Here is a 20,289-nt window from a genome sequence, read left to right on the forward strand (position 1 = left end):
GATGACGGACAGCACTCCGACGAGCACCCAGGTGGACGTCCTGGTGGTCGGCGCGGGAGCGACGGGGCTCTCGGCCGCGTACGCCGCGCAGAAGGCCGGGCGCTCGGTGCTCGTGCTCGAGGCACGCGAACGGGTCGGCGGGCGGCTGTGGACCGACGAGGTCGACGGTGTCGACCTCGAGATCGGCGGCCAGTGGGTCTCGCCCGACCAGGAGGCGCTGCTCGCGATGCTCGAGGAGCTTGGCCTCGAGACCTTCGAGCGCCACCGCGACGGCGACTCGGTCTACGTCGGGCTCGACGGGGTGCGCCGGACGTTCACCGGCGAGGTCCTGCCGGTCGACCCCGAGGTCGAGGCCGAGATGAACCGGCTCACCGAGGTGCTCGACGAGCTCTCGGCGCAGATGGATCCTGCACGCCCCTGGGAGATGCCCGGGGCGCGAGAGCTCGACCAGGTCACCTTCCTCGCGTGGCTCGAGCAGGGGTCGACCCATGCCGAGGCGCGCGACAACATCGCGATGTTCATCGCCCAGGCGATGCTGACCAAGCCCGCCCACACCTTCTCCGCCCTGCAGGCCGTGCAGATGGCCGCGAGCGCCGGCAGCTTCAGCAACCTCGTCGACTCCGAGTTCATCCTCGACAAGCGCGTCATCGGCGGCCTGCAGCAGGTGCCGCTGCGCCTGGCTGAGCACCTGGGTGATGCGGTGCGGACCTCCCACGACGTCGAGAAGGTCCGCTGGACCGACGCGGGCGTCACGGTGACGTCCGGCGACCTGACCGTCACGGCACGGCACCTGGTGCTCGCGATCCCGCCGACCGCGGTCACCCGGGTGCGGTTCGAGCCGCCCCTGCCCTCGATCCAGCGCGAGACCCGTCAGCACCACTCGTTCGGCCAGGTCATCAAGGTCCACGCGACCTACGCGACCCCGTTCTGGCGCGAAGCGGGCCTCTCGGGCACGGCCTTCAGCCCCTACCTGACGGTCCACGAGGCGTACGACAACACCAATCACGACGAGGAGCGCGGCACGCTCGTGGGCTTCGTGTCCGACGAGCAGGCCGACACCGTGCTGGCGCTCGACGCCGACCGTCGGCGCGAGCTGATCCTCGAGTCGCTGGCGACCTACTTCGGGCCCGAGGCGACCACGCCGCTGACGTACTTCGAGAGCGACTGGACGTCCGAGGAGCTCGGCAGCGGTGCGTACGGTTCGAGCTTCGACCTCGGCGGCCTGACCCGGTTCGGCCCGCGCCTGCGGGAGGCCGTCGGGCCGATCCAGATCGGCAGCTCCGACGTCGCCGGCCTCGGCTTCCAGCACGTCGACGGCGCCCTGCGCGTCGGTGCCGAGCTGGCCCAGAACATCATCCATCCCTGACGCACGAGAGGTGTGAGTCATGAACGTCCCCAGTCCCGATCACGACCGGCTGCAGCAGTCGGCGCGCGACCACCTGATCCTGCACTTCGCGAAGCAGGAGGTCGACGACCTGCTGGTGCTCGACCGCGGCGAGGGGCCGTATGTCTTCGACACGCAGGGGCGTCGCTACATCGACGCACTGTCGAGCCTGTTCTGCTCGCAGCTCGGCTACTCCTACGGCGACGAGATGGCCGAGGTCGCGTCGGCGCAGCTGAAGAAGCTCGCGTTCAACACCAACTGGAACACCGCCCACCCGCCGGCGATCGAGCTCGCCGAGCGCATCAGTGGTCTCGCGCCGGCCGACGACTACCGGGTCTTCTTCACCGGCGGCGGCTCCGAGTCGGTCGAGTCCGGCTGGAAGCTCGTGCGGGAGCACTTCATCGCGATCGGGCAGCCTCAGCGCACCAAGGCGATCGCCCGGCGCACCGCCTACCACGGCGTGACGCTCGGAGCGCTGTCGTTCACCGGCGTCATGCCGTTCAAGGACGGCTTCGGCGCACCCCCGATCGACGTCAGCCACGTGTCGAACACCAACGCGTTCCGTGCGGCCGACGCCGGCGACCCGGAGACGTTCACGCGCCGGCTGCTCCACGAGATGGAGGCGGCGATCGTCGCGGCCGGGCCCGACGAGGTCGCGCTCATCATCGCGGAGCCGGTGCAGAACGCCGGTGGCTGCCTGACGCCGCCGCCCGGCTACTGGGCGGGGCTGCGCGAGCTCGCCGATCGTCACGGCGCGCTGCTGATGGCCGACGAGGTCATCACCGGCTTCGGCCGCATCGGTGAGTGGTTCGCTGTCTCGCGCGAGGGCGTGGCGCCCGACCTGATCAGCGTCGCGAAGGGCCTGACCTCGGCCTATGCGCCGATGGGTGCGCTGCTGGCGCGGTCACGGGTGCTGGAGCCGCTCGTCGATGCGCAGCGGGTCTTCCGTCACGGCATCACGTTCGGCGGTCATCCGCTGAGCGCGGTCATGGCGCTGAAGAACATCGAGATCATCGAGCGCGACCACGTGCTCGAGAACGTCCGGGACCAGGCGGGGCCGCTGGAGGGTCGCCTGCAGCACCTGCTCGACCTGCCGATCGTCGGCGACGTGCGGGGGGCCGGCTTCTTCTGGGCCATGGAGCTCGTCAAGGACGATGCGGCCACCCGGTTCGACCAGGACGAGCGCAACGACCTGCTCAGGGGCTTCCTGCCGAGGCGGCTGCGCGAGGCCGGCCTCATCGCCCGGTGCGACGACCGCGGGGACGCGGTGCTGCAGATCGCGCCGCCGCTGATCAGCGACGCCGCCCTGCTCGACGACATCGTCGCCGGCCTCACCGACGTCCTGCGTGATGCCGGCAAGCACATGGGCGTCGGCTGATCCAGCCCTGACCCCGGGTGGGACGGGCGGTGCTAGGCGCTGACTGACTCCATCGCCTCGTCGAGGAGCGCCGCGAGCGGCACGCCCGGGTTCTCGGCCCATGCCACTTGGGCGGCGTCGAAGCAGGCGAGTGCGCTGCCGGTCACCGCGACGGCCCGGGTGTCGGGCCCGCGACGCCGTCGACGGGCCGAGAGGCGTTGGGCGACGAGCGGTGCGAGCAGCTCGGTCCAGAGCGCACGGCGCTCCTGCTGGGTCGCCCGCAGCGCCGGCTCGTCGCGCAGCATCAGCTGCAGGGGTCGAGCGACGTCGGCGTGCTCCTCCTGCAGCTCGACGAGGTGCTGGAACGCTGCGCGCAGGGCGGGCCACGCCGGCTCGTCGGTTGGACGGGCGCGCAGGGCATCGCCGATGCGGTCGCCGGACTCGATGAGGCGCGACAGGACGAGCTCGTCCTTGCCGGTGAAGTAGCGGAAGAACGTGCGTCGTGACATCCCGGACGCCTCGGCGATCTGGTCGATCGTCGTGGCCTCGAAGCCCTGCTGGGCGAACAGCCGCCACGCGTGGCGCGCCACCTCGTCACGCACCGCAGCACGGGCGTGGTCGCGCAGGGTCATCTCGGCAGTCATGGCCTGATCATAGCGCGAGTGCCCCGATTGGCACTTGGTGACACAGTGGGCATATGGTGTCTCTGTTCCCCTGTCTCTGTGGAAGAAGCGACTCATGACCGACCACGTCCTCGCGACCTCACCGGTGCGCACCACCTCCCCACGACGGGCGACCCTCGAGCTCGTCATGGTGGGCCTGGGCGCCCTCGTCGTGGCGCTGGCCCAGTCGTTGCTGATCCCCGTGCTGTCGATCCTCCCGGCCGAGCTCGACACCTCGGCGAGCAACGTCAACTGGCTGCTCACGTCGACCCTGCTCGCCGCCGCGGTGTCGGTGCCGATCATGGGCCGGCTCGGCGACATGTACGGCAAGCGGCTCCTGCTGCTGGTCGCAGTCGGCGCGCTGGTGGTCGGCTCCCTCCTGACCGCCGTGACGGACAACATCGGTCTGCTCATCACCGGCCGCGCGATCCAGGGCGTCTCGGCGGCGGCGATCCCGCTGGGCATCAGCCTGCTCGCGGCGGTCCTGCCGCGCGAGAAGGTGGGCTCGGCGATCGCCCTCGTCAGCGCAATGCTCGGCATCGGTGGCGCGCTGGGGCTGCCGCTGGCCGGCTTCGTCGCGGAGCACGCCGACTTCCACGTGCTGTTCTGGATCACCTTCGGGGCCGGCCTGGTCGCGTTCACGGGCATCCTGACGATCGTGCCCGAGGCCCCGGGACGCAGCGGCGGCCGCGTCGACTACGTCGGCGCCGTGCTGCTCGCCGCAGGTCTCATCTGCCTCCTCCTCCCGCTGGCCCAGCGGTCTGCCTGGGGCTGGGGCGACCCCCGCATCTGGATCCTGCTGGCGGCCTCCGTGGTGATCATCGCGGTCTTCGGCTGGACGCAGCTGCGGACCGCGGACGCACTGGTCGACCTCCGGGCGCTCGGGCGGCGCCCGATCGTGCTGACCAACGTCGCCTCGATCCTGTTCGGGTTCGCGCTGTTCGCCTCGTTCATCGGCACCGCGTCGTACGTCGAGGCGCCCGAGTCGAGCGGCTACGGCTTCGGGTCGAGCCTGCTCGTCGGGGGCCTGGCCATGCTGCCGGGCGGCCTGGCGATGCTGCTGCTCTCGCCCGTCGCGGCCAGGCTCATCGAACGTCGCGGCGCCCCGCAGACCCTCGCGCTCGGGGCCGTGATCGTCGCCGCGGGCTTCCTCCTGCGCATCGTCGTGCACGACTCGCTGTGGCAGGTCATCGTCGGCGCCACGATCGTGGGGGCCGGCACGGGCGTCGGCTATGCCGCGATGCCGGCGCTGATCAACGCGCACACGCCGCCCGGCGAGATCGCCGCGGCCAACGGGCTCAACTCCCTGTTCCGCAGCCTGGGCAGCTCGCTGGCCAGCGCGATCGGCGGCAGCATCCTGGCCGCGAACACGGTGCTGATCGGCAACATCGCGGCGCCGTCACTGACCGCCTACCAGCAGCTCTTCGCGATCTGCGGCGGTGCGGCGGTGCTCGCCGCGGTGATGGTGCTGCTGATCCCGCACCGGGCTACAGCGCCACCGACCCCGTGACGCCGACGGTCGCCTGACCACCGACCCAGACGTCGTCGTCCGTCCGGTCGACGTGCACGCGGCCGCGGCGCTGCAGCCGCGTGCCCTGGGCGGCGACGTACGACGCAGGGGCACGGCCGGTCGACGTCAGCCACTGCCCGATCGACGCGTTGAGGCTCCCGGTGACGGGGTCCTCGCCGATCGATCCGGGCACGAAGGCGCGGACCTCGAACGCCGCGTCCGATCCATCGGGGTGGGGCCCGACGACGCCCACCTTGTCGATCACCCCGAACCGTGCGGGGTCAGGATCAAGCGCGAGGACGGTCCGAGCGCTGTCGAGGAGCAGGGCGGCCCAGCCGGGCCCGTTGTCGGCCCAGGTGGCGTCGACGACCCGGGCCGGGTCGAGCCCGAGCGCGGCGACGACCTCGGCGAGCTCGCCGGGATCGATGGGCCCGTCCCGCAGCAGCGGGGGAGCGGCGAAGGCGAGCCGGTCGCCGTCGACCCGCACGCGCACGAGGCCCGCGGCGCACTCCTGCACCAGCTCGTCGTCCCGCCGGGGACGTCCGCCGGCAGCCAGCCAGGCGCGGGCCGACCCGAGGGTCGGATGCCCCGCGAACGGCAGCTCGCGCGCCGTCGTGAAGATGCGGACCCGGTAGTCGGCGTCCGGTGTCGACGGCCGCAGCAGGAAGGTCGTCTCGGACAGGTTGGTCCAGCGGGCGAAGCCGGCCATCTGCTCGTCGTCGAGGTCGTCGGCATCGTGCACGACGGCGACCGGGTTGCCGAGCGTGAGCTCGGAGGCGAACACGTCGACCTGGCTGAAACCGCGCATGTGTCGACGCTAGCAACGCTGGTGCGGAAGGCGGTCGCCGCACCGCGATCGCGACGGAGCCTGTCGGCGGACGCCATCGGCCCTCAAGCGGCTCGCCGAGCAGGACCCGTCAGGCGGGTCGGAACGACGGTGACCGCGTCGGTCCCTCTGCGGCCCCCTTGCGCAGCATCGGCAGGACGCGCGGAGGGACCAGCTCGGACAGCACGATGACGCTGGTCGACCTGGCCACCGACCCGGACTGGCTGATGTGCAGCAGCGTGTCCTTGAGGTCCTCGTGCGACGTCGCGGCGATCTTGCACACGACGTCGGCGTTGCCGCTCGTGATGTAGGCCTCCAGCACGTTGGGCAGCGAGTCGAGCTCGACGGTCACTGCGTCGAGCGAGCCCTGGACGATCTCGAGCGTCACGAACGCGAGCACGGGATGGCCGGCTGCGACCAGGTCGATGTCAGGGCCGTAGCCGGTGATGACGCCGGCCTCCTCGAGCTTGGCGAGGCGGGACTGCACGGTCGCACGGGCGACGTGGGTGAGCCGGGACAGCTCGAGGTCGCCGACCCGCGGGTGGGCGTGCATGGCCTCGACGAGTGCGACATCCAGCTGGTCCATCGTGACTCCATCTCGTCAATCTGCCTAGTTGCTTGTCTCCATGATGCGCTGTGTTGGCATGGTTGACCACCTTGCAGTGGGCCGGTTGCCCATCCGGGACGCATGGGGTGTGCTGGGTCACATGACCCTCGACCTGACCGACGCCGAACGCCTTGCCGACCTCGATCTCGCCCAGCTGCGTCAGCTGGTCGGTCTGGTCGAGCACGATCCCGCGACCGACCCGTTCCCCGTCACCGGCTGGGACGCCGTGGTGTGGGCCGTCGGCAACGCGACGCAGTCGGCGCACTTCTACATGTCCGCGTTCGGCATGGACCTCGTCGCCTACTCAGGCCCGGCGACCGGCAACCGCGACCACCACGCGTACGTGTTGGAGAGCGGTGCGGTGCGGTTCGTCCTGAAGGGTGGCGTCGACCCGGACAGCCCCGTGCTCGACCACCACCGTCTGCACGGTGACGGCATCACCGACATCGCGCTCGAGGTGCCCGACGTCGACACCTGCATCGACCACGCCCGGGCCGAGGGCGCCACGATCCTCCAGGAGCCGCACGACGTCACCGACGAGCACGGGACGGTGCGGGTCGCAGCCATCGCGGCCTATGGCGACACCCGCCACACCCTGGTCGACCGCAGCGGCTACGACGGGCCCTACCTGCCGGGCTACGTCGCCCGGTCGTCGTCGCTGGTGCGAGCCGCCGACGCGCCCAGACGCATCTTCGAGGCGCTCGACCACGTGGTCGGCAACGTCGAGATCGGCCACATGGACGAGTGGGTCGACTTCTACAACCGGATCATGGGCTTCACCAACATGGCCGAGTTCGTCGGCGACGACATCGCGACCGAGTACTCGGCCCTGATGAGCAAGGTCGTGGCCAGTGGCAACCACCGCGTGAAGTTCCCGCTCAACGAGCCGGCCGTCGGCAAGAAGAAGTCGCAGATCGACGAGTACCTGGAGTTCTACCGCGGCCCGGGTGCGCAGCACCTCGCCCTCGCGACCCACGACATCGTCGAGACCGTCGACCGGCTGCGCGCCGCCGGCATCGAGTTCCTCGCGACGCCCGACTCCTACTACACCGACCCGGCGCTGCGCGAGCGCATCGGTGAGGTCCGGGTGCCGATCGACGAGCTGCAGTCGCGGGGGATCCTCGTCGACCGCGACGAGGACGGCTACCTCCTGCAGATCTTCACCAAGCCGATCGGCGACCGTCCCACCGTCTTCTTCGAGCTCATCGAGCGGCACGGGTCGCTCGGCTTCGGCAAGGGCAACTTCCAGGCGCTGTTCGAGGCGATCGAGCGCGAGCAGGCGCTCCGTGGCAACTTCTAGGGCAGGGGGCAGCTGAGATGGCGCACTACCGCCGGGCCGGCAGCATCCCGCCCAAGCGCCACACGCAGCACCGCGCCCCCGACGGCTCGCTCTACCGCGAGGAGCTGATGGGGGAGGAGGGGTTCTCCTCGGACTCGTCGCTGCTCTACCACCGGGGTGTCCCCTCGGCGATCGTCGACACCCGGACGTGGGAGCTGCCCGACCTCTCGACGACGCCCAACGAGCCGCTGCTCGCACGCCACCTCGCGCTGCACGACCTCTTCGACGATCGCGCCGGCCGTAACCTCGTCACCAGCAGGCGCCTCGTGCTCGCCAACGCCGACGTGCGCATCTCCTACGTCGTGGCGGACGAGGCGTCGCCGCTCTACCGCAACGCGACGGGCGACGAGTGCGTGTTCATCGAGGACGGCTCGGGGACCCTCGAGACGGTCTTCGGCGACATCGCCTTCGGGCCGGGCGACTACCTCGTCGTGCCGCGCGCCACGACCCACCGCTGGGTGCCCTCCGTGGGCCCGGGCAACGAGGCGGGCGTCCGGGCGTACTGCATCGAGGCCAACAGCCACATCAGCCCCCCGCGGCGCTATCTCTCCAAGTTCGGCCAGCTGCTCGAGCACGCTCCCTACTGCGAGCGCGACCTGCGGGGCCCGGGCGAGCCCCGGATGCTGGACGAGACCGATGTCGAGGTCTTCATCAAGCACCGCGGCTCCGGACCGCTCGGCCTCGGCGGATCGGTCCACGTCGTGCCGCAGCACCCGTTCGACGTCGTGGGCTGGGACGGGTGTCTTTATCCGTATGCGTTCAACGTCGCCGACTTCGAGCCGATCACCGGCCGGGTGCACCAGCCGCCGCCGGTGCACCAGGTCTTCGAGGGCACCAACTTCGTGATCTGCAACTTCGTGCCGCGCAAGGTCGACTACCACCCGCTGGCGATCCCGGTGCCCTACTACCACTCCAACGTCGACTCCGACGAGGTCATGTTCTACGTCGCCGGTGACTACGAGGCGCGCAAGGGATCGGGCATCGGCCGCGGGTCGGTGTCGCTGCACCCGGGCGGCCACTCGCACGGCCCGCAGCCGTCGGCGATCGAGGCGAGCCTCGGGGCGGAGTCGTTCGACGAGCTGGCGGTCATGGTCGACACGTTCCGTCCGCTCGAGCTGGGCGAAGGGGGACGGGCCTGCGACGACGGTCAGTACGCCTGGTCGTGGGGTCGGTGACGGCGGCATGACCGACTTCGGCCGCACGACGTTGCCCTACTGCTCGTTCGTCCGCCCTGGCGACGACAGGGCGTGTGTCGGCGTCGGCATCGGCACGGACGTCCTCGACCTGACGGCCGCCGCGGCGACCGTGGTGCCCGGGCGACGTGACCTGTTCGGTGGCGGGTCGCTGGACGCGTTGCTCGCCGCCGGGCCGCAGGTGTGGCACGAGGTGCGGTTGGCGCTGGCTACCCACGTCGAGCGGGATGACGCGGCTCTCGCCGAGCACCTCCTGCCTGGTGGCGACGTCGAGCTGCTCCTGCCCTTCGCGGTCGCCGACTACGTCGACTTCTACGCCTCGGAGCACCATGCCACCACCGTGGGCCGGATCTTCCGCCCCGACGGCGAGGCACTTCCGCCGAGCTGGAAGCACCTGCCGATCGGCTACCACGGTCGCGCCGGGACGGTCGTGGTGTCGGGGACGCCGGTCCGCCGTCCGTCCGGCCAGACCCGCGCGGCCGACGGCACGGTCGGCTTCGGCCCGACCGCCCGGCTCGACCTCGAGGCCGAGATCGGCTTCGTCGTCGGGGCGGCGTCGACCCCGGGCGAGCCGGTGCCGATCAGCGCGTTCGACCAGCACGTCTTCGGCATCTGCGTCGTCAACGACTGGTCCGCGCGCGACATCCAGGCCTGGGAGTACGTGCCCCTCGGCCCGTTCCTCGGCAAGTCGTTCGCGACGTCGGTGTCACCGTGGATCGTGCCCCTGGCCGCGCTCGAGCACGCTCGGGTCTCCCCACCGCCCCGCGACCCCGAGCCGCTGCCCTACCTGCGCGACGAGCAGCCGTGGGGCCTCGACCTCGAGCTGGTCGTGACGATCGAGGGCACGGTCGTCTCGCGGGCGCCGTTCTCGTCGGTGTACTGGACGGCTGCGCAGATGCTGGCCCACCTGACGGTCAACGGGGCGTCGTTGCGAACGGGTGACCTGTACGCGTCGGGCACCGTCAGTGGGCCGGAGGCAGGCCAGCGCGGCTCCCTGCTCGAGCTGTCGTGGAACGGCGCGGAGCCCGTGACGCTCGACGACGGGTCCACCCGCACGTTCCTGCGCGACGGAGACCACGTCTGCATCGCCGCCACGGCGCGGCTGGCCGACGGCACGCACATCGAGCTGGGTCAGGTCGACGGACAGGTGATCGCATGACGCGATCGCCGTGAGGAGGAACCATGTTCGAAGAAGGTCAGTACTTCGCACCGGTCGTCGCCAGGGGTGACGGCAGCCTGTCCGTGCAGCTCGGAGCCGGTCACCCGGGACTCGACGACCCGGTCTACCGCGAGCGTCGTGACCTCATCGCCACGACGGCCGACCGGTGGACGCCGGGCGAGCCCGCGCCGCAGGTGGCCTACACCGACGCCGAGCACGAGGTGTGGCGCGTCGTGTGCGACGACCTGGCCGACAAGCACCGCACCTACGCGTGCCGGGAGTTCCTCGAGGGCAAGGAGGCCCTCGGCCTGCCGCTCGACCGGGTGCCCCAGCTCGAGGAGCTCTCCGACCGCATCGAGCCCCTGACGGGCTTCCGCTATCGACCGGCCGCCGGCCTCGTGCCGCTGCGCGACTTCTACGGGGCGCTGGCCGACCACGGCTTCTGGGCCACGCAGTACGTCCGTCACCACTCCGTGCCGCTCTACACGCCGGAGCCCGACGTCCTGCACGAGGTGGTGGGCCACGGCAACACCCTCGCTGACCGCCGGTTCACCGACCTCTACGAGGCAGCGGGTGCGGCGGCGCGGCGGGTCGAGACGGAGGGCGCTCTGGAGTTCGTCAGCAAGGTCTTCTGGTTCACGCTGGAGTTCGGCGTGGTGCACGAGGCCGACGGGCTCAAGGCGTACGGGGCGGGCATCCTGTCGAGCCCCGGCGAGATCGAGGAGTTCCGCGGCATGACGATCAGGCCGCTCGACGTGGTGACGATGGGCACGACCGACTACGACATCACGCACTACCAACAGGTGCTGTTCGCGGCCGACTCCTTCGCCCACGTCGAGGACGTGGTGGGAGGCTTCTGGGCGAGCTGCGACGACGAGTCGATCGGCGCCCTGCGGGCGTCCGTCGGGGTCGGCTGACCCCGACGGCGTCGGGACTACATCCCGAGCAGCGTCTCGAGCAGCCCCTTCTTGGGCGGCTTCGGCGTCGGGCTGGGCTCGGGCTCAGGTTCGGGCTCGGGCGCCGGCGGCGGCGGTGCGGTGGTCGGGGCCGTGGTCCGCCGGTCCCCGCCCGAGGGGGTCGTCGGATCGGCCGCAGAGCTGCCGGTGCCGGTCGCCGGGGAGGGCTTCTTCTTCGTCGAGCCTGCATCGTCCGAGGTCGTCGACGCGTCGGACGAGGAGTCCGCCGCGTCGTCGTCGCTCTTCGCCTCGTCGGAGCCGGGGTCGTCGTCGGCCGCAGTGGCGCTGCCGCCGGTGACGGTCGGCGAGTCACCGCCTGCCACGGGGAGTCCGGCTGCGCTCGTCGTCGGGGCGTCGTCGCCGCGGGCGAACGTCACCACGGTCGCCGTGGCGACGGTCGTCATGACGGCGGCGGTGATGACGCGCGAGGTCTTCGTGATCCGCATGGGAGGGCTCCTGGCGGTGGGTCGGGGTCGGCCGAGGGGAGTGTGCCGAGCCCCCAGACTATCGGCTGCGACGACGCCGGATCCCGGGAACGACGCAGATCACGTCGCCCGCGGACGTCAGCCGACGGGGTCGGGCTGCGTCGCCGGCTCGCGGTCGGGCTCGACTCCGGGCTCGGCGTCAGGGAGCACCTCGGGGAAGGCCGGGTCGGGCAGGTCAGGGGTCTCCGGGCGATCGGGCTCGTCCTCGCCGGGCAGCACGGGTTCGGGGGGTGCGACGGTCATGGGTCCTCCTGGGGTCGGTGGGATCAGGCGTACCCGCGGGAGCGCTGGTCAACCGTCCGATCAGGGCATCGAGAAAATCTGTCGAATTTGTGGTTGCAGACACCAATCCAGGGCAATCACCGTGTCGAACCAAAAAAGAAACATGCAGTTACACCCTCACGACTCGGGGGAGATCCAGGGGCAGACCGTGCAGCAGCAGGACCATCAACCTGAGTGCACCGCGCTCGCCGAGCTCGACCAGCTCGACGACATTCATCTGATCGAACGCACCCGCGAGGGCTGCACCGATGCCTTCGGCGAGCTCTATGCGCGCTACGAGCACTCGGCGCTGCGTCTGGCCCGTCACCTCGGGCAGCGCGAGGAGTCCGACGACGTCGTGTCCGAGGCGTTCGCCCGCATCTTCGACCTGCTGCAGCGCGGCAAGGGGCCGCAGGAGGCGTTCCGGGCCTATCTCTACACCGCGATCCGCAACGAGTGTGCCCGGCGCGCGCGGGCCGTCCAGCGGGTCCGGCCGACCGACGACGACGCCGTGATCGATCGCGCCGTCGACCTCGGGGACGCAGGTGTCGACCAGTTCGAGCGCGAGAGCGTGCGCGCGGCGTACGAGTCGCTGCCGGTCAGGTGGCGCACGGTCCTGTGGCAGCTCGACGTCGAGGGACACAAGCCGCAGGACCTCGCGGACGATCTCGGCATCTCGCCCAACAGCGTCTCCGCACTGGTCTACCGTGCGCGGTCAGGGCTGCGGGAGGCGTACGTCCAGCAGCACGTCAACGCGGAGCCGGTGGGCGGGTCCTACCACCTGGAGATCCGGTCGAAACTCGCAGTCGTCCTGCGGCAGGCGGCGTCGGTCCGCGATCAGGAGCGCGTGCACGCCCACCTCGCGACGTGCGAGAAGTGCATGGCGGTCTACCTCGAGCTCCGGGACATCGTCGGACACGTGGCCTGACCCCGGGTGGTCTGACCGCGGGTGGTCCGGGCGCCGGCTCGCGGCGAGGTGCACGACGAACGACGACGCCGTGGCTGCCTCTCGGGCGAGCTCACGGCGTCGTCGGATCCGGGTGCCGCGTCCCTAGCCCTGGCGGGCCTTGAGGCGCGGGTTGTTCTTGTTGATCACGAACGTGCGACCGCGGCGGCGGACGACCTGTGACCCGGGCTGGTTCTTGAGCGAGGCGAGTGAGTTGCGGACCTTCATGACTGTCCTTCCTGGGCCGGAACATACCGGCACAGATGACAACCGTTGTCAGGTGGCTGCTATTCCCAGCTGCCGCTGCGGCCCTGCTTGACCGAGCTGCGTCGCTTCTTGGCGTCGAGGCGGCGCTGCTTCGACCCGCGGCTGGGCTTGGTCCGGTGGCGAGTCTTCGGCGGGATGACAGCCTGCGTCAGCAGCTCCTCCAGGCGGGTGCGCGCGGCCTCGCGGTTGCGATGCTGCGAGCGGTACTGCGACGACACGACCGTGATCGTCCCGTCGACCAGGCGGTTGCTCAGCCGGGTCGCGGCCAGCTCCTTCTGCGAGGGGGAGAGCACGGTGGTGTCGCTGAGCGACCAGATCAGCTCGACGCGGGTGTCGGTCGTGTTGACGTGCTGACCGCCCGCGCCCGACGAGCGGGAGAACCGCCAGGTCATCTCGCTCTCGGGCAGTCGCACGATTCGGTCATGGCTCATCGTCGGCCAGACTAGTCGTCGGCCGACTCAGTCGTCCGCGAGGATCTGGTACATCGCCCTGCGGGCGTCGTCGACGACCGCGTTGGCCTTGTCGCGCTGCTCGGGCGTGCCGGCCTGGGCCACCTGCTTCCAGGCGTTCATGAACGCCTTGAGGTTGCTGGCGAACTCGTGCATCTCGGGGCGCTGGTCGCCCTGGGCGGCCTCCCACGGGGTGCCGAGCTCGTCGCGGTGCTCGGTGACGTAGGCGTTGCCCTCGTCGGTGAGCGTGGCGGTCTTGCGGCCGTCGACCCGTTCGAACGTGAGCAGGCCCTCGTCCTCGAGCTGCTGGAGCACGGGATAGATCGAGCCTGGGCTGGGGCTCCAGGCACCCTGGCTCCGCTGGCCGATCTCCTGGATCAGCTGGTAGCCGTGCTGGGGCTCCTCGGCGAGCAGGAGCAGTGCCGCAGCGCGGACGTCGCCGCCGCGGCCTCCGCGTCGTCGGCCACGAGGACGACCGGGGCCGGTGCCGCCGAAGCCGAGGTCGCGACCGAGGTCGCCGCCGAATCCACGGTCCGGATTGTGCCTGCCGCGCCGGCGATCGGCCGGACGGCGCATGTCTGAGAAGTCATTGCTTCGCATGGGGGTCTCCCATTCTTGTTCTGTATCGACTGTGTTGTCGATGCCTTAACGATATATCGAAAAGGTATCGAGCGTCAACCTCAGAAACCGCGAGTGGCGCAGACCGCGGAAAATGGGACGGCGTGTCGTCCGGATCTGCGCCACTCGCGGTGGGGATTGCGCCAGTCGGGATCAGCCGCCCGCGACGTAGCTGTTGAGCTGGTCACGCTCGAACTCCAGCTGCTCCATGCGGTGCTTGACCGCGTCCCCGATGCTGAGCACGCCCACGAGTCGGCCGTCCGCAAGGACGGGGACGTGACGGATGCGGTGCTCGGTCATGATCGCCATGAGGCCACCGAACGAGTCCTCGGGGGAGCACACGCGAACGTCGGTCGTCATGATGTCGGACACCGCCATCTCGCGGGCGTTCTCGGTGCCGCGGAGCTTGCGGACGATGTCGCGCTCGGAGACGATGCCGAGCATCGCCGACCCGTCGGTGCTCACGACCAGGGCGCCGACGTTCAGGTCGGCGAGCCGGTCCATGAGCTCGCGCACCGTGGCGTCGGGAGCGATCGTGTAGACCGCGTCACTCCCCTTGGATGACAGGACATCGTTCACGCGCATGCGGGACTCCACTTCCTCGGTTCCTCGCACTGTAACCCCGGTCACACCCCGGGCGCGAGGGCCGAGAGGCTACGGGGCGTCGTCCGCCGGCTCCCGGGTGAACTCGAAGGCACGGACGTTGTCGGGCTCCGGCGGAGCCCAGTCGTCGTCCTCGGGCTCGTCGGTCCACGACTGGTCGGGCGGGCCCTGGTCGGGAAAGTGCCCGACATAGGCCATCGCGGCGTCGTGCAGCCGGGTGTTGGTCGCGAGCGCGTTGTCGCCCCACGGCCCCGGAGCGCCGGCCAGGCTCGTGAAGGTCCCGCCGGCCTCGCGCACGATGATGTCGAGCGCGGCCATGTCCCAGACCTTCAGCTCGGGCTCGGCCGCGATGTCGACAGCGCCCTCGGCGAGCAGCATGTAGGACCAGAAGTCTCCGTAGGCCCGGGTGCGCCAGCAGCGGCGCATCAGGGCGGCGAACGCATCGCCCTTGCCGATCGCGTCCCACCCGCCGAGCGAGGCGTAGGACAACGACGAGCTCTCGAGGTCGGAGACCTGGGAGACGCGGATCTCGCGCGACGACATCAGGGACTTGCCGGTGTAGGCGCCGGTGCCCTTGCTGGCCCACCAGCGGCGGCCCAGCGCGGGGGCCGAGACGCACCCCGCCACGATCTCGCCGTCCTCCTCCAGCGCGATGAGCGTCGCCCAGACGGGCACGCCGCGCACGAAGTTGGACGTGCCGTCGATCGGGTCGATGATCCAGCGACGTCCGCCGGGACCGTTGGAGCCCTCGTCCTCGCCCTGCTCCTCGCCGAGGACGACGTCGCGGGTGCGGGCGGACTTGAGGGTGCGCCGGACGGCAGCCTCGACGGCCTGGTCGGACTCGGTCACGTACGTCATGTCCGGCTTGGTGTCGACCTCGAGATCGATGGCGCCGAAGCGGTCCATCGAGAGGTTGTCAGCGTTGTCGGCGAGCACGTGGGCGAGGCGCAGGTCGTCGTTGTACGAGTGAGCCATGGCCCTCAGGGTACGGCGTTGGCAGCGCGAAACGCCGGTCGGCACACCCCTAGTAGTCGTCCTTCTGGTCGCGGCTGGCGAGGATGCGGCGGAACGACTCGACCCGTGCCGTCGCCAGCGTCCCGTCGGCGACCGCGACGTCGAGGGCGCACTCCGGCTCGGTGGCCGAGTGCAGGCAGCCGCGGGGGCAGTCGCGCGCGGCGTCCTGCAGGTCGGGGAACGCCTTGATGATGTCGTCGACCTCGACGTGGGCCAGGCCGAAGGAGCGGATGCCGGGAGTGTCGATGATCCAGCCGCCGAACGGCAGCTCGAGGCTGATCGCCGACGTCGAGGTGTGGCGGCCGCGTCCGGTGACGGCGTTGACATAGCTGACGGAGCGGTGGGCGTCGGGCACCAGCGCGTTGACGAGGGTGGACTTGCCCACCCCGCTGTGCCCGACCAGGACGCTGGTGCGGTCGCGCAGGACGTCGCGCACGGACTCGAGGTCGCCGTCCTGGCGGGTGACGACCACACGGACCCCGAGCGGCTCGAACATCGCACGGATCTCGTCGGGAGAGCCCAGGTCGGCCTTGGTGAGACAGACCAGCGGCTCCATGCCGGCGTCGAACGCCGCGACCAGGCAGCGGTCGATGAGGCCGGCGCGGGGCGGGGGGTCGGCCAGCGCGGCGACGATCACGAGCTGGTCGGCGTTGGCGACGATGATGCGCTCGATCGGGTCGTCGTCATCGGCGGTGCGACGCAGCACGGTGCGTCGGGGGGTGACCTCGACGATGCGGGCCAGGGAGCCCTCGTCTCCGCTGACGTCGCCGACGACGCGCACCTCGTCACCGACGATGACGCCCTTGCGACCGAGGTTGCGGGACTTCATCGCGGTGATGGTCCGGGCGGCCGAGCCGGTCGCGGCGTCGAGGGTGACGGTGTAGCGGCCGCGGTCGATCGTCACGACCCGCGCGGTGTCGGCGTCGTCGTAGTTGGGCCGCACCTTGGTGCGTGGACGGGTGTGGCGGCGCGGCCGTTCGAACCGGGCGTGCTCGTCGTCCTGCCGGTTCACGGGGCCACGTCCGACGCTCGACCGAGCTCGCTCATCGGGTCATCAGACGTTCCCAGACGGCGGCGAAGTTGGGGTAGGTCTTGATCGTGGTGACGACGTTCTCGACGTAGAGGTCGGGCACCTTCAGCGCGATCACGACACCGGCGTGGGCCATGCGGTGGTCGTCGTAGGTGCGGAACGTGTCGGCGTGCAGCGGCCGCGGGCGGACGAGCAGCCCGTCCTCGAGCTCCTCGGCGTCGCCGCCCAGGCGGTTGATCTCGGTGACCAGTGCGGCGAGGCGGTCGGTCTCGTGGCCGCGCAGGTGGGCGACGCCGGTGAGGCGGGACGGCGTGGTGGCCAGTGCGGCCATGGCTGCGATGACCGGCGTCAGCTCGCCGACGTCGTGCAGGTCGAGATCGACCCCGGTGAGCTCTGGCCCGGCGGCGAAGAGGAGGTCGTCGCCGTCCTGCCGCACGGTGCCACCGAAGGCGGGGACGATGTCGCGCCAGGCGTCGCCGGCCTGGTCGGTGTCGGCAGGCCAGTTGCGGATGCGGACGTCGCCGCCGGTGACCAGCGCTCCGGCGATGAAGACGCCGGCGTTGGAGAGGTCGGGCTCGATCTCGACGTCGAGGGCGTCGATCGTCCCGGGGTGGACGACCCAGCGGTCGGGCTCGTCGGTGTCGATGCGGACACCGCGACGCCGCAGCTCGGCGACGGTCATCTCGATGTGCGGCATCGAGGGCAGGGTGGTGCCGGTGTGGCGCAGGTCGAGCCCCTGGCCGAACCGGGCGCCGACCAGCAGGAGGGCGGAGACGAACTGGCTCGAGGATGAGGCATCGATCTCGACGGTGCCACCGGCGACGTGGCCGGTGCCGTGCACGGTGAAGGGCAGCGAGCCGCGTCCGCCGTCGTCGACCTCGACGCCCAGGCTGCGCAGGGTCGCGATCGTCGTCGCCATGGGGCGCACCCGGGCGTGCTCGTCGCCGTCGAACGTGACCGGTGCGTGGCCCAGCGCGGCGAGGAGGGGGACGAACCGCATGACGGTGCCTGCCAGCCCGCAGTCGACCGTCGCCGGCGCATCGCTCGTGCTGCTGGGCGGGGTCACGGTCCAGGTCATGCCGTCGCGCTCGATCGTCGTGCCGAGCGTCGTCAGTGCCGCCGCCATGAGGTTGGTGTCGCGGGATCCGAGGGGCCGGGTGACGACCGACGGGCCGTCGCCGAGCGCGGCGAGGATCAGGACGCGGTTGGTCAGCGACTTGGACCCGGGGACGAGGACCTCGCCGGAGAAGGGCGTGTCACGGTGGGGGGCGAGCCAGGGCAGCGGAGCAGTCATCGGCCCCAGCCTATCGGCGGCTCGGCGCGGTCCCTGCGCAAACCTGCCCCTCGCGCCGAAAACCTGCGGTGGTCAGCTGCGGATGTGGTCGAGCTGGTCCGCGACGGACGACGCCGCCTCGGTGACCTTGTCCTTGGCGCGGCGTCCGATGAACTTCTTGTGCGGGTCGGGGTCGAGCGTCGCCATCAGCAGCCCGCCGGTCATCGACATGTTCTTGAGGAAGTGGATCCGCTGGTTGGCGCGGGCCGCGGGGTCGGTCTCGTCCCAGTAGCGGTGGCCGGCGACCGTCGTCGGCGGCAGCGTAGCGGCGAGCGCGAACGCGGCGATGCGGGGGAAGCGTCCAGTCGCGAGGGCCAGTCCGCCGGCCAGCTGGACGGCGCCGTTCAGACGGGTGAGGTTCGAGCCGTTGACCGGCAGCTCGGGCGCGACCTTCTTGATGAGGTCGGCCGTGGGCTGGGCCTTCTGGGCCCGTGGGCCGGGACTCTTCAGGGCCATCGCGCCGCCGTAGACGAACATCGACGCCAGCATCGGACGGGCCACCGCACGCAAGAGGGTCATGGATCATTCATACCCGACCCGCTCCCGGGGGCAAGTCGCGCCGGGGCCACGGAGGCCCGGGCAGCGGTCAGAGCAGCAGGAGATAGGGCGCGGATCGGAACGCCACGCTGTTGTTGGTGGGCTGCGGGTCGTCGGCGGCCGTGACGGTGATGGTGCCCGACGGGCGCAGGCCGCGCGCCTTCGCGACGAAGGTCGTCCCCTCGCCGGCGGGAAGGGTCGTGGTGCAGGTCAGCGTCGTGAGGCGCTGGTTGCGGACCGCGCCGCCGCAGTCCCAGCCCGGGCTGACGACACCGCGGAACTGGACCCGCCGGGTGAACTGCATCGTCATCGTGACCGCCTGGTCGGCGGCCCGCCCGGAGGTGGCGGCCGTGACGGGGATCGTGAACCGGCGCTGCAGAAGAGTGTCGTCGTTGGTGATGACGTACGCCCCGATGCCGTAGTCGGTGGGCACGATCGGCTCGGGCGGCGGCTGGGTGGCCGCCGGTGGCTCGGTCGCCGGCTCGGACGTCGGCTCCGGAGTCGGCTCCGGAGTCGGCTCGGCCGTCGGTTCGACGGTCGGCTCGATCGTGGGCTCGATCGTCGGCTCCACGCTGGGGGTGGGGTCGGGGGTCGGTGCCGGCTCGGCGGTCGCTCGGGCCTCGGGCGACGGTGTGGGCACCTCGGCCCGCGGGGCTGCCGAGACGATCGGCTGCTCCTTGGCCGTGGTGCCGAAGTCGGTCGTCACGGCGACGGTGCCGGCCGCGGCGACGCTGGTGACGACGGCTGCGGCGACCACTCCCTGGGTGCCTGCCCCCGCGATGGCCGATCCGGCGATCTTGACCGGCTCGACGACGAGCTTGGCGGCCTGGGCGGCGACGAGCTTAAGCCCCACGGCTCCTGCGCCCGCCCCGATCGCCGTGGCACCGGCCGCCGCCGCGACGTAGCCGGTGAACGCCGTGCCCAGCAGGGCCGGACCGAGGATGCCCGACAGGTTGGAGTTGACCTCGGCGAGCTCGAGGTAGAGACCCGTGCAGCGGCTGCAGCCGTCGAGGTGGTCCTCGACCTTGACGGTGTCGCGGGCAGACAGGCCCTTGCGGACGTACCCGCCGAGCAGGCCTGTCGTCTTGCGGCAGCTCTCGTGCAACGTCGGGGCCAGGTGCCCCTGCAGATAGGCCTGCCGCAGGCCCTCGCGGGCCCGGTAGGCGAGCGCCGAGACGCTGTTGGCGCTCATGCCGAGCAGGGGGGCGATGTCGGCGGGCTTCTGCCCCTCGACGTCGAGGTGCCACAGGACGAGCTGCCACCGCTCGGGCAGCGACGAGAAGGCCGCCGCAGCGGCGCCCTGCTCGAACCGCATCTCGGCCGGGTCGACGAACTCGACGGCTCGGTCGAGCTCGGCCTCGTCATCGGTGCTGCGGACGCGCTTGCCGGCGCGGATGCGGTCGATGTGCAGGCGGCGGATCGACGTCAGCAGGTAGGCGCGGAAGGACTCGTCGGGCCCCTTGCCGTCCTGCAGCGTCGACAGCACCCGGATGAACGACTCGGCGACGAGGTCGTCGGCATCAGGACCGCGGACCAGCTGGCGGGCCATGCGCATCGCGGCATCGCGGTGTCGTCCGAAGAGCTCGCCGTACGCATCGGTGTCGCCCGAGCGGACGGCAGAGATGAGATCGGCGTCGCTCGACTCGGCTCTGGTGCTGAGCTGTTCTGACACGTCGTGGCCTCCGCTCCCACCAACGACTCAGCCATGATCCGGTCACGAATGACGTCGAGAACTTTCTTCACGAAATCGCGT

At 70.9% G+C, this 20,289-nt stretch carries 22 protein-coding genes; 8 read left to right on the top strand and 14 right to left on the bottom strand.

What is annotated here, in order from left to right; genetic code table 11:
* Position 1: 1 nt before the first annotated feature.
* Both HQK15_RS09155 and HQK15_RS09160 read left to right on the top strand, forming a co-directional pair.
* Positions 2-1,366 carry a flavin monoamine oxidase family protein gene (locus tag HQK15_RS09155; protein WP_173491171.1) on the top strand — a complete coding sequence of 455 codons (1,365 nt, stop codon included), beginning with the start codon at positions 2-4 and terminating at the stop codon, positions 1,364-1,366.
* Between the two features lie 19 nt (positions 1,367-1,385).
* On the top strand, positions 1,386-2,762 hold the full coding sequence (locus HQK15_RS09160; RefSeq protein ID WP_173491172.1) for an aspartate aminotransferase family protein: 1,377 nt from the start codon (positions 1,386-1,388) through the stop codon (positions 2,760-2,762).
* A gap of 32 nt (positions 2,763-2,794) precedes the next feature.
* Here HQK15_RS09160 and HQK15_RS09165 read toward each other — a convergent pair whose 3' ends face one another.
* Complete coding sequence (locus HQK15_RS09165; protein ID WP_173491173.1) at positions 2,795-3,385, bottom strand: TetR family transcriptional regulator; 591 nt, start codon at positions 3,383-3,385, stop codon at positions 2,795-2,797.
* 94 nt (positions 3,386-3,479) lie between these two features.
* On the opposite strand from HQK15_RS09165, the gene HQK15_RS09170 reads away from it, so the two are divergent.
* Positions 3,480-4,913 (top strand): MFS transporter, encoded by a 1,434-nt coding sequence (locus tag HQK15_RS09170; protein ID WP_173491174.1) that lies wholly within the window; start codon positions 3,480-3,482, stop codon positions 4,911-4,913.
* On the opposite strand, the gene HQK15_RS09175 is transcribed toward HQK15_RS09170, so the two are convergent.
* Both HQK15_RS09175 and HQK15_RS09180 read right to left on the bottom strand, forming a co-directional pair.
* Complete coding sequence (locus tag HQK15_RS09175; RefSeq protein ID WP_173491175.1) at positions 4,891-5,721, bottom strand: PhzF family phenazine biosynthesis protein; 831 nt, start codon at positions 5,719-5,721, stop codon at positions 4,891-4,893. The two genes, HQK15_RS09170 and HQK15_RS09175, sit on opposite strands and share 23 nt — an antisense overlap.
* Before the next feature lie 109 nt (positions 5,722-5,830).
* Positions 5,831-6,325: an Lrp/AsnC family transcriptional regulator gene (locus HQK15_RS09180; RefSeq protein ID WP_173491176.1), complete on the bottom strand. Its 495-nt coding sequence runs from the start codon at positions 6,323-6,325 to the stop codon at positions 5,831-5,833.
* A gap of 121 nt (positions 6,326-6,446) precedes the next feature.
* Between HQK15_RS09180 and hppD the strand changes: the two genes are divergently transcribed.
* From hppD to HQK15_RS09200, 4 genes are read left to right on the top strand one after another with little or no spacing between them, the layout of a single operon-like run.
* Positions 6,447-7,646, top strand: a complete 1,200-nt coding sequence (hppD, locus tag HQK15_RS09185; RefSeq protein ID WP_173491177.1) for a 4-hydroxyphenylpyruvate dioxygenase — start codon at positions 6,447-6,449, stop codon at positions 7,644-7,646.
* Between the two features lie 17 nt (positions 7,647-7,663).
* Entirely contained in the window at positions 7,664-8,860 is a 1,197-nt protein-coding gene (locus HQK15_RS09190) for a homogentisate 1,2-dioxygenase (RefSeq protein WP_173491178.1), read from the top strand.
* 7 nt (positions 8,861-8,867) lie between these two features.
* Positions 8,868-10,037, top strand: a complete 1,170-nt coding sequence (gene fahA, locus HQK15_RS09195) for a fumarylacetoacetase (RefSeq protein ID WP_173491179.1) — start codon at positions 8,868-8,870, stop codon at positions 10,035-10,037.
* Between the two features lie 23 nt (positions 10,038-10,060).
* Positions 10,061-10,954 (top strand): phenylalanine 4-monooxygenase, encoded by an 894-nt coding sequence (locus HQK15_RS09200; protein WP_173491180.1) that lies wholly within the window; start codon positions 10,061-10,063, stop codon positions 10,952-10,954.
* A 17-nt stretch (positions 10,955-10,971) separates the two neighbouring features.
* Here the strand turns inward: HQK15_RS09200 and HQK15_RS09205 are convergent, their stop codons facing one another.
* Positions 10,972-11,439 carry a hypothetical protein gene (locus tag HQK15_RS09205; RefSeq protein ID WP_173491181.1) on the bottom strand — a complete coding sequence of 156 codons (468 nt, stop codon included), beginning with the start codon at positions 11,437-11,439 and terminating at the stop codon, positions 10,972-10,974.
* Positions 11,440-11,556: 117 nt separating this feature from the next.
* Complete coding sequence (locus HQK15_RS09210; protein WP_173491182.1) at positions 11,557-11,721, bottom strand: hypothetical protein; 165 nt, start codon at positions 11,719-11,721, stop codon at positions 11,557-11,559.
* Between the two features lie 142 nt (positions 11,722-11,863).
* Between HQK15_RS09210 and HQK15_RS09215 the strand changes: the two genes are divergently transcribed.
* Positions 11,864-12,667, top strand: coding sequence for an RNA polymerase sigma factor (locus HQK15_RS09215; RefSeq protein ID WP_173491183.1), 804 nt, complete (start codon positions 11,864-11,866; stop codon positions 12,665-12,667).
* 123 nt (positions 12,668-12,790) lie between these two features.
* Here the strand turns inward: HQK15_RS09215 and ykgO are convergent, their stop codons facing one another.
* The 9 genes from ykgO to HQK15_RS09260 all read right to left on the bottom strand — a co-directional run bounded on the left by ykgO (position 12,791) and on the right by HQK15_RS09260 (position 20,208).
* Positions 12,791-12,913, bottom strand: a complete 123-nt coding sequence (ykgO, locus tag HQK15_RS09220) for a type B 50S ribosomal protein L36 (protein ID WP_173491184.1) — start codon at positions 12,911-12,913, stop codon at positions 12,791-12,793.
* 59 nt (positions 12,914-12,972) lie between these two features.
* A complete protein-coding gene (arfB, locus tag HQK15_RS09225; protein WP_173491185.1) occupies positions 12,973-13,383 on the bottom strand; it encodes an alternative ribosome rescue aminoacyl-tRNA hydrolase ArfB in 411 nt (136 codons plus the stop codon).
* Positions 13,384-13,410: 27 nt separating this feature from the next.
* Complete coding sequence (locus HQK15_RS09230; protein WP_173491186.1) at positions 13,411-14,001, bottom strand: PadR family transcriptional regulator; 591 nt, start codon at positions 13,999-14,001, stop codon at positions 13,411-13,413.
* Between the two features lie 171 nt (positions 14,002-14,172).
* Positions 14,173-14,604 (bottom strand): CBS domain-containing protein, encoded by a 432-nt coding sequence (locus HQK15_RS09235; RefSeq protein WP_173491187.1) that lies wholly within the window; start codon positions 14,602-14,604, stop codon positions 14,173-14,175.
* Positions 14,605-14,673: 69 nt separating this feature from the next.
* Positions 14,674-15,597 (bottom strand): inositol monophosphatase family protein, encoded by a 924-nt coding sequence (locus tag HQK15_RS09240; protein ID WP_173491188.1) that lies wholly within the window; start codon positions 15,595-15,597, stop codon positions 14,674-14,676.
* Between the two features lie 49 nt (positions 15,598-15,646).
* Positions 15,647-16,648: a ribosome small subunit-dependent GTPase A gene (rsgA, locus tag HQK15_RS09245; RefSeq protein ID WP_173491189.1), complete on the bottom strand. Its 1,002-nt coding sequence runs from the start codon at positions 16,646-16,648 to the stop codon at positions 15,647-15,649.
* Between the two features lie 31 nt (positions 16,649-16,679).
* Complete coding sequence (gene aroA, locus HQK15_RS09250; protein ID WP_173491190.1) at positions 16,680-17,960, bottom strand: 3-phosphoshikimate 1-carboxyvinyltransferase; 1,281 nt, start codon at positions 17,958-17,960, stop codon at positions 16,680-16,682.
* A gap of 72 nt (positions 17,961-18,032) precedes the next feature.
* Positions 18,033-18,518, bottom strand: a complete 486-nt coding sequence (locus HQK15_RS09255; protein WP_173491191.1) for a DoxX family protein — start codon at positions 18,516-18,518, stop codon at positions 18,033-18,035.
* Between the two features lie 67 nt (positions 18,519-18,585).
* A complete protein-coding gene (locus tag HQK15_RS09260) occupies positions 18,586-20,208 on the bottom strand; it encodes a sigma-70 family RNA polymerase sigma factor (RefSeq protein WP_173491192.1) in 1,623 nt (540 codons plus the stop codon).
* Positions 20,209-20,289 lie beyond the last annotated feature (81 nt).

This window comes from Aeromicrobium stalagmiti, assembly GCF_013283745.1.
Classification (GTDB): Bacteria; Actinomycetota; Actinomycetes; order Propionibacteriales; family Nocardioidaceae; genus Aeromicrobium; species Aeromicrobium stalagmiti.

Bases quoted from the DNA above. Each gene is read 5' to 3' on its own strand.
- HQK15_RS09215 (WP_173491183.1), top strand. From the start codon at position 11,864: ATGCAGTTACACCCTCACGACTCGGGGGAGATCCAGGGGCAGACCGTG.
- HQK15_RS09155 (WP_173491171.1), top strand. From the start codon at position 2: ATGACGGACAGCACTCCGACGAGCACCCAGGTGGACGTCCTGGTGGTC.
- HQK15_RS09235 (WP_173491187.1), bottom strand. From the start codon at position 14,604: ATGCGCGTGAACGATGTCCTGTCATCCAAGGGGAGTGACGCGGTCTAC.
- HQK15_RS09210 (WP_173491182.1), bottom strand. From the start codon at position 11,721: ATGACCGTCGCACCCCCCGAACCCGTGCTGCCCGGCGAGGACGAGCCC.
- arfB (WP_173491185.1), bottom strand. From the start codon at position 13,383: ATGAGCCATGACCGAATCGTGCGACTGCCCGAGAGCGAGATGACCTGG.
- HQK15_RS09180 (WP_173491176.1), bottom strand. From the start codon at position 6,325: ATGGACCAGCTGGATGTCGCACTCGTCGAGGCCATGCACGCCCACCCG.
- ykgO (WP_173491184.1), bottom strand. From the start codon at position 12,913: ATGAAGGTCCGCAACTCACTCGCCTCGCTCAAGAACCAGCCCGGGTCA.
- HQK15_RS09175 (WP_173491175.1), bottom strand. From the start codon at position 5,721: ATGCGCGGTTTCAGCCAGGTCGACGTGTTCGCCTCCGAGCTCACGCTC.
- HQK15_RS09240 (WP_173491188.1), bottom strand. From the start codon at position 15,597: ATGGCTCACTCGTACAACGACGACCTGCGCCTCGCCCACGTGCTCGCC.
- HQK15_RS09255 (WP_173491191.1), bottom strand. From the start codon at position 18,518: ATGACCCTCTTGCGTGCGGTGGCCCGTCCGATGCTGGCGTCGATGTTC.
- hppD (WP_173491177.1), top strand. From the start codon at position 6,447: ATGACCCTCGACCTGACCGACGCCGAACGCCTTGCCGACCTCGATCTC.
- HQK15_RS09160 (WP_173491172.1), top strand. From the start codon at position 1,386: ATGAACGTCCCCAGTCCCGATCACGACCGGCTGCAGCAGTCGGCGCGC.
- HQK15_RS09165 (WP_173491173.1), bottom strand. From the start codon at position 3,385: ATGACTGCCGAGATGACCCTGCGCGACCACGCCCGTGCTGCGGTGCGT.
- HQK15_RS09190 (WP_173491178.1), top strand. From the start codon at position 7,664: ATGGCGCACTACCGCCGGGCCGGCAGCATCCCGCCCAAGCGCCACACG.
- HQK15_RS09200 (WP_173491180.1), top strand. From the start codon at position 10,061: ATGTTCGAAGAAGGTCAGTACTTCGCACCGGTCGTCGCCAGGGGTGAC.
- aroA (WP_173491190.1), bottom strand. From the start codon at position 17,960: ATGACTGCTCCGCTGCCCTGGCTCGCCCCCCACCGTGACACGCCCTTC.
- HQK15_RS09230 (WP_173491186.1), bottom strand. From the start codon at position 14,001: ATGCGAAGCAATGACTTCTCAGACATGCGCCGTCCGGCCGATCGCCGG.
- HQK15_RS09170 (WP_173491174.1), top strand. From the start codon at position 3,480: ATGACCGACCACGTCCTCGCGACCTCACCGGTGCGCACCACCTCCCCA.
- fahA (WP_173491179.1), top strand. From the start codon at position 8,868: ATGACCGACTTCGGCCGCACGACGTTGCCCTACTGCTCGTTCGTCCGC.
- HQK15_RS09205 (WP_173491181.1), bottom strand. From the start codon at position 11,439: ATGCGGATCACGAAGACCTCGCGCGTCATCACCGCCGCCGTCATGACG.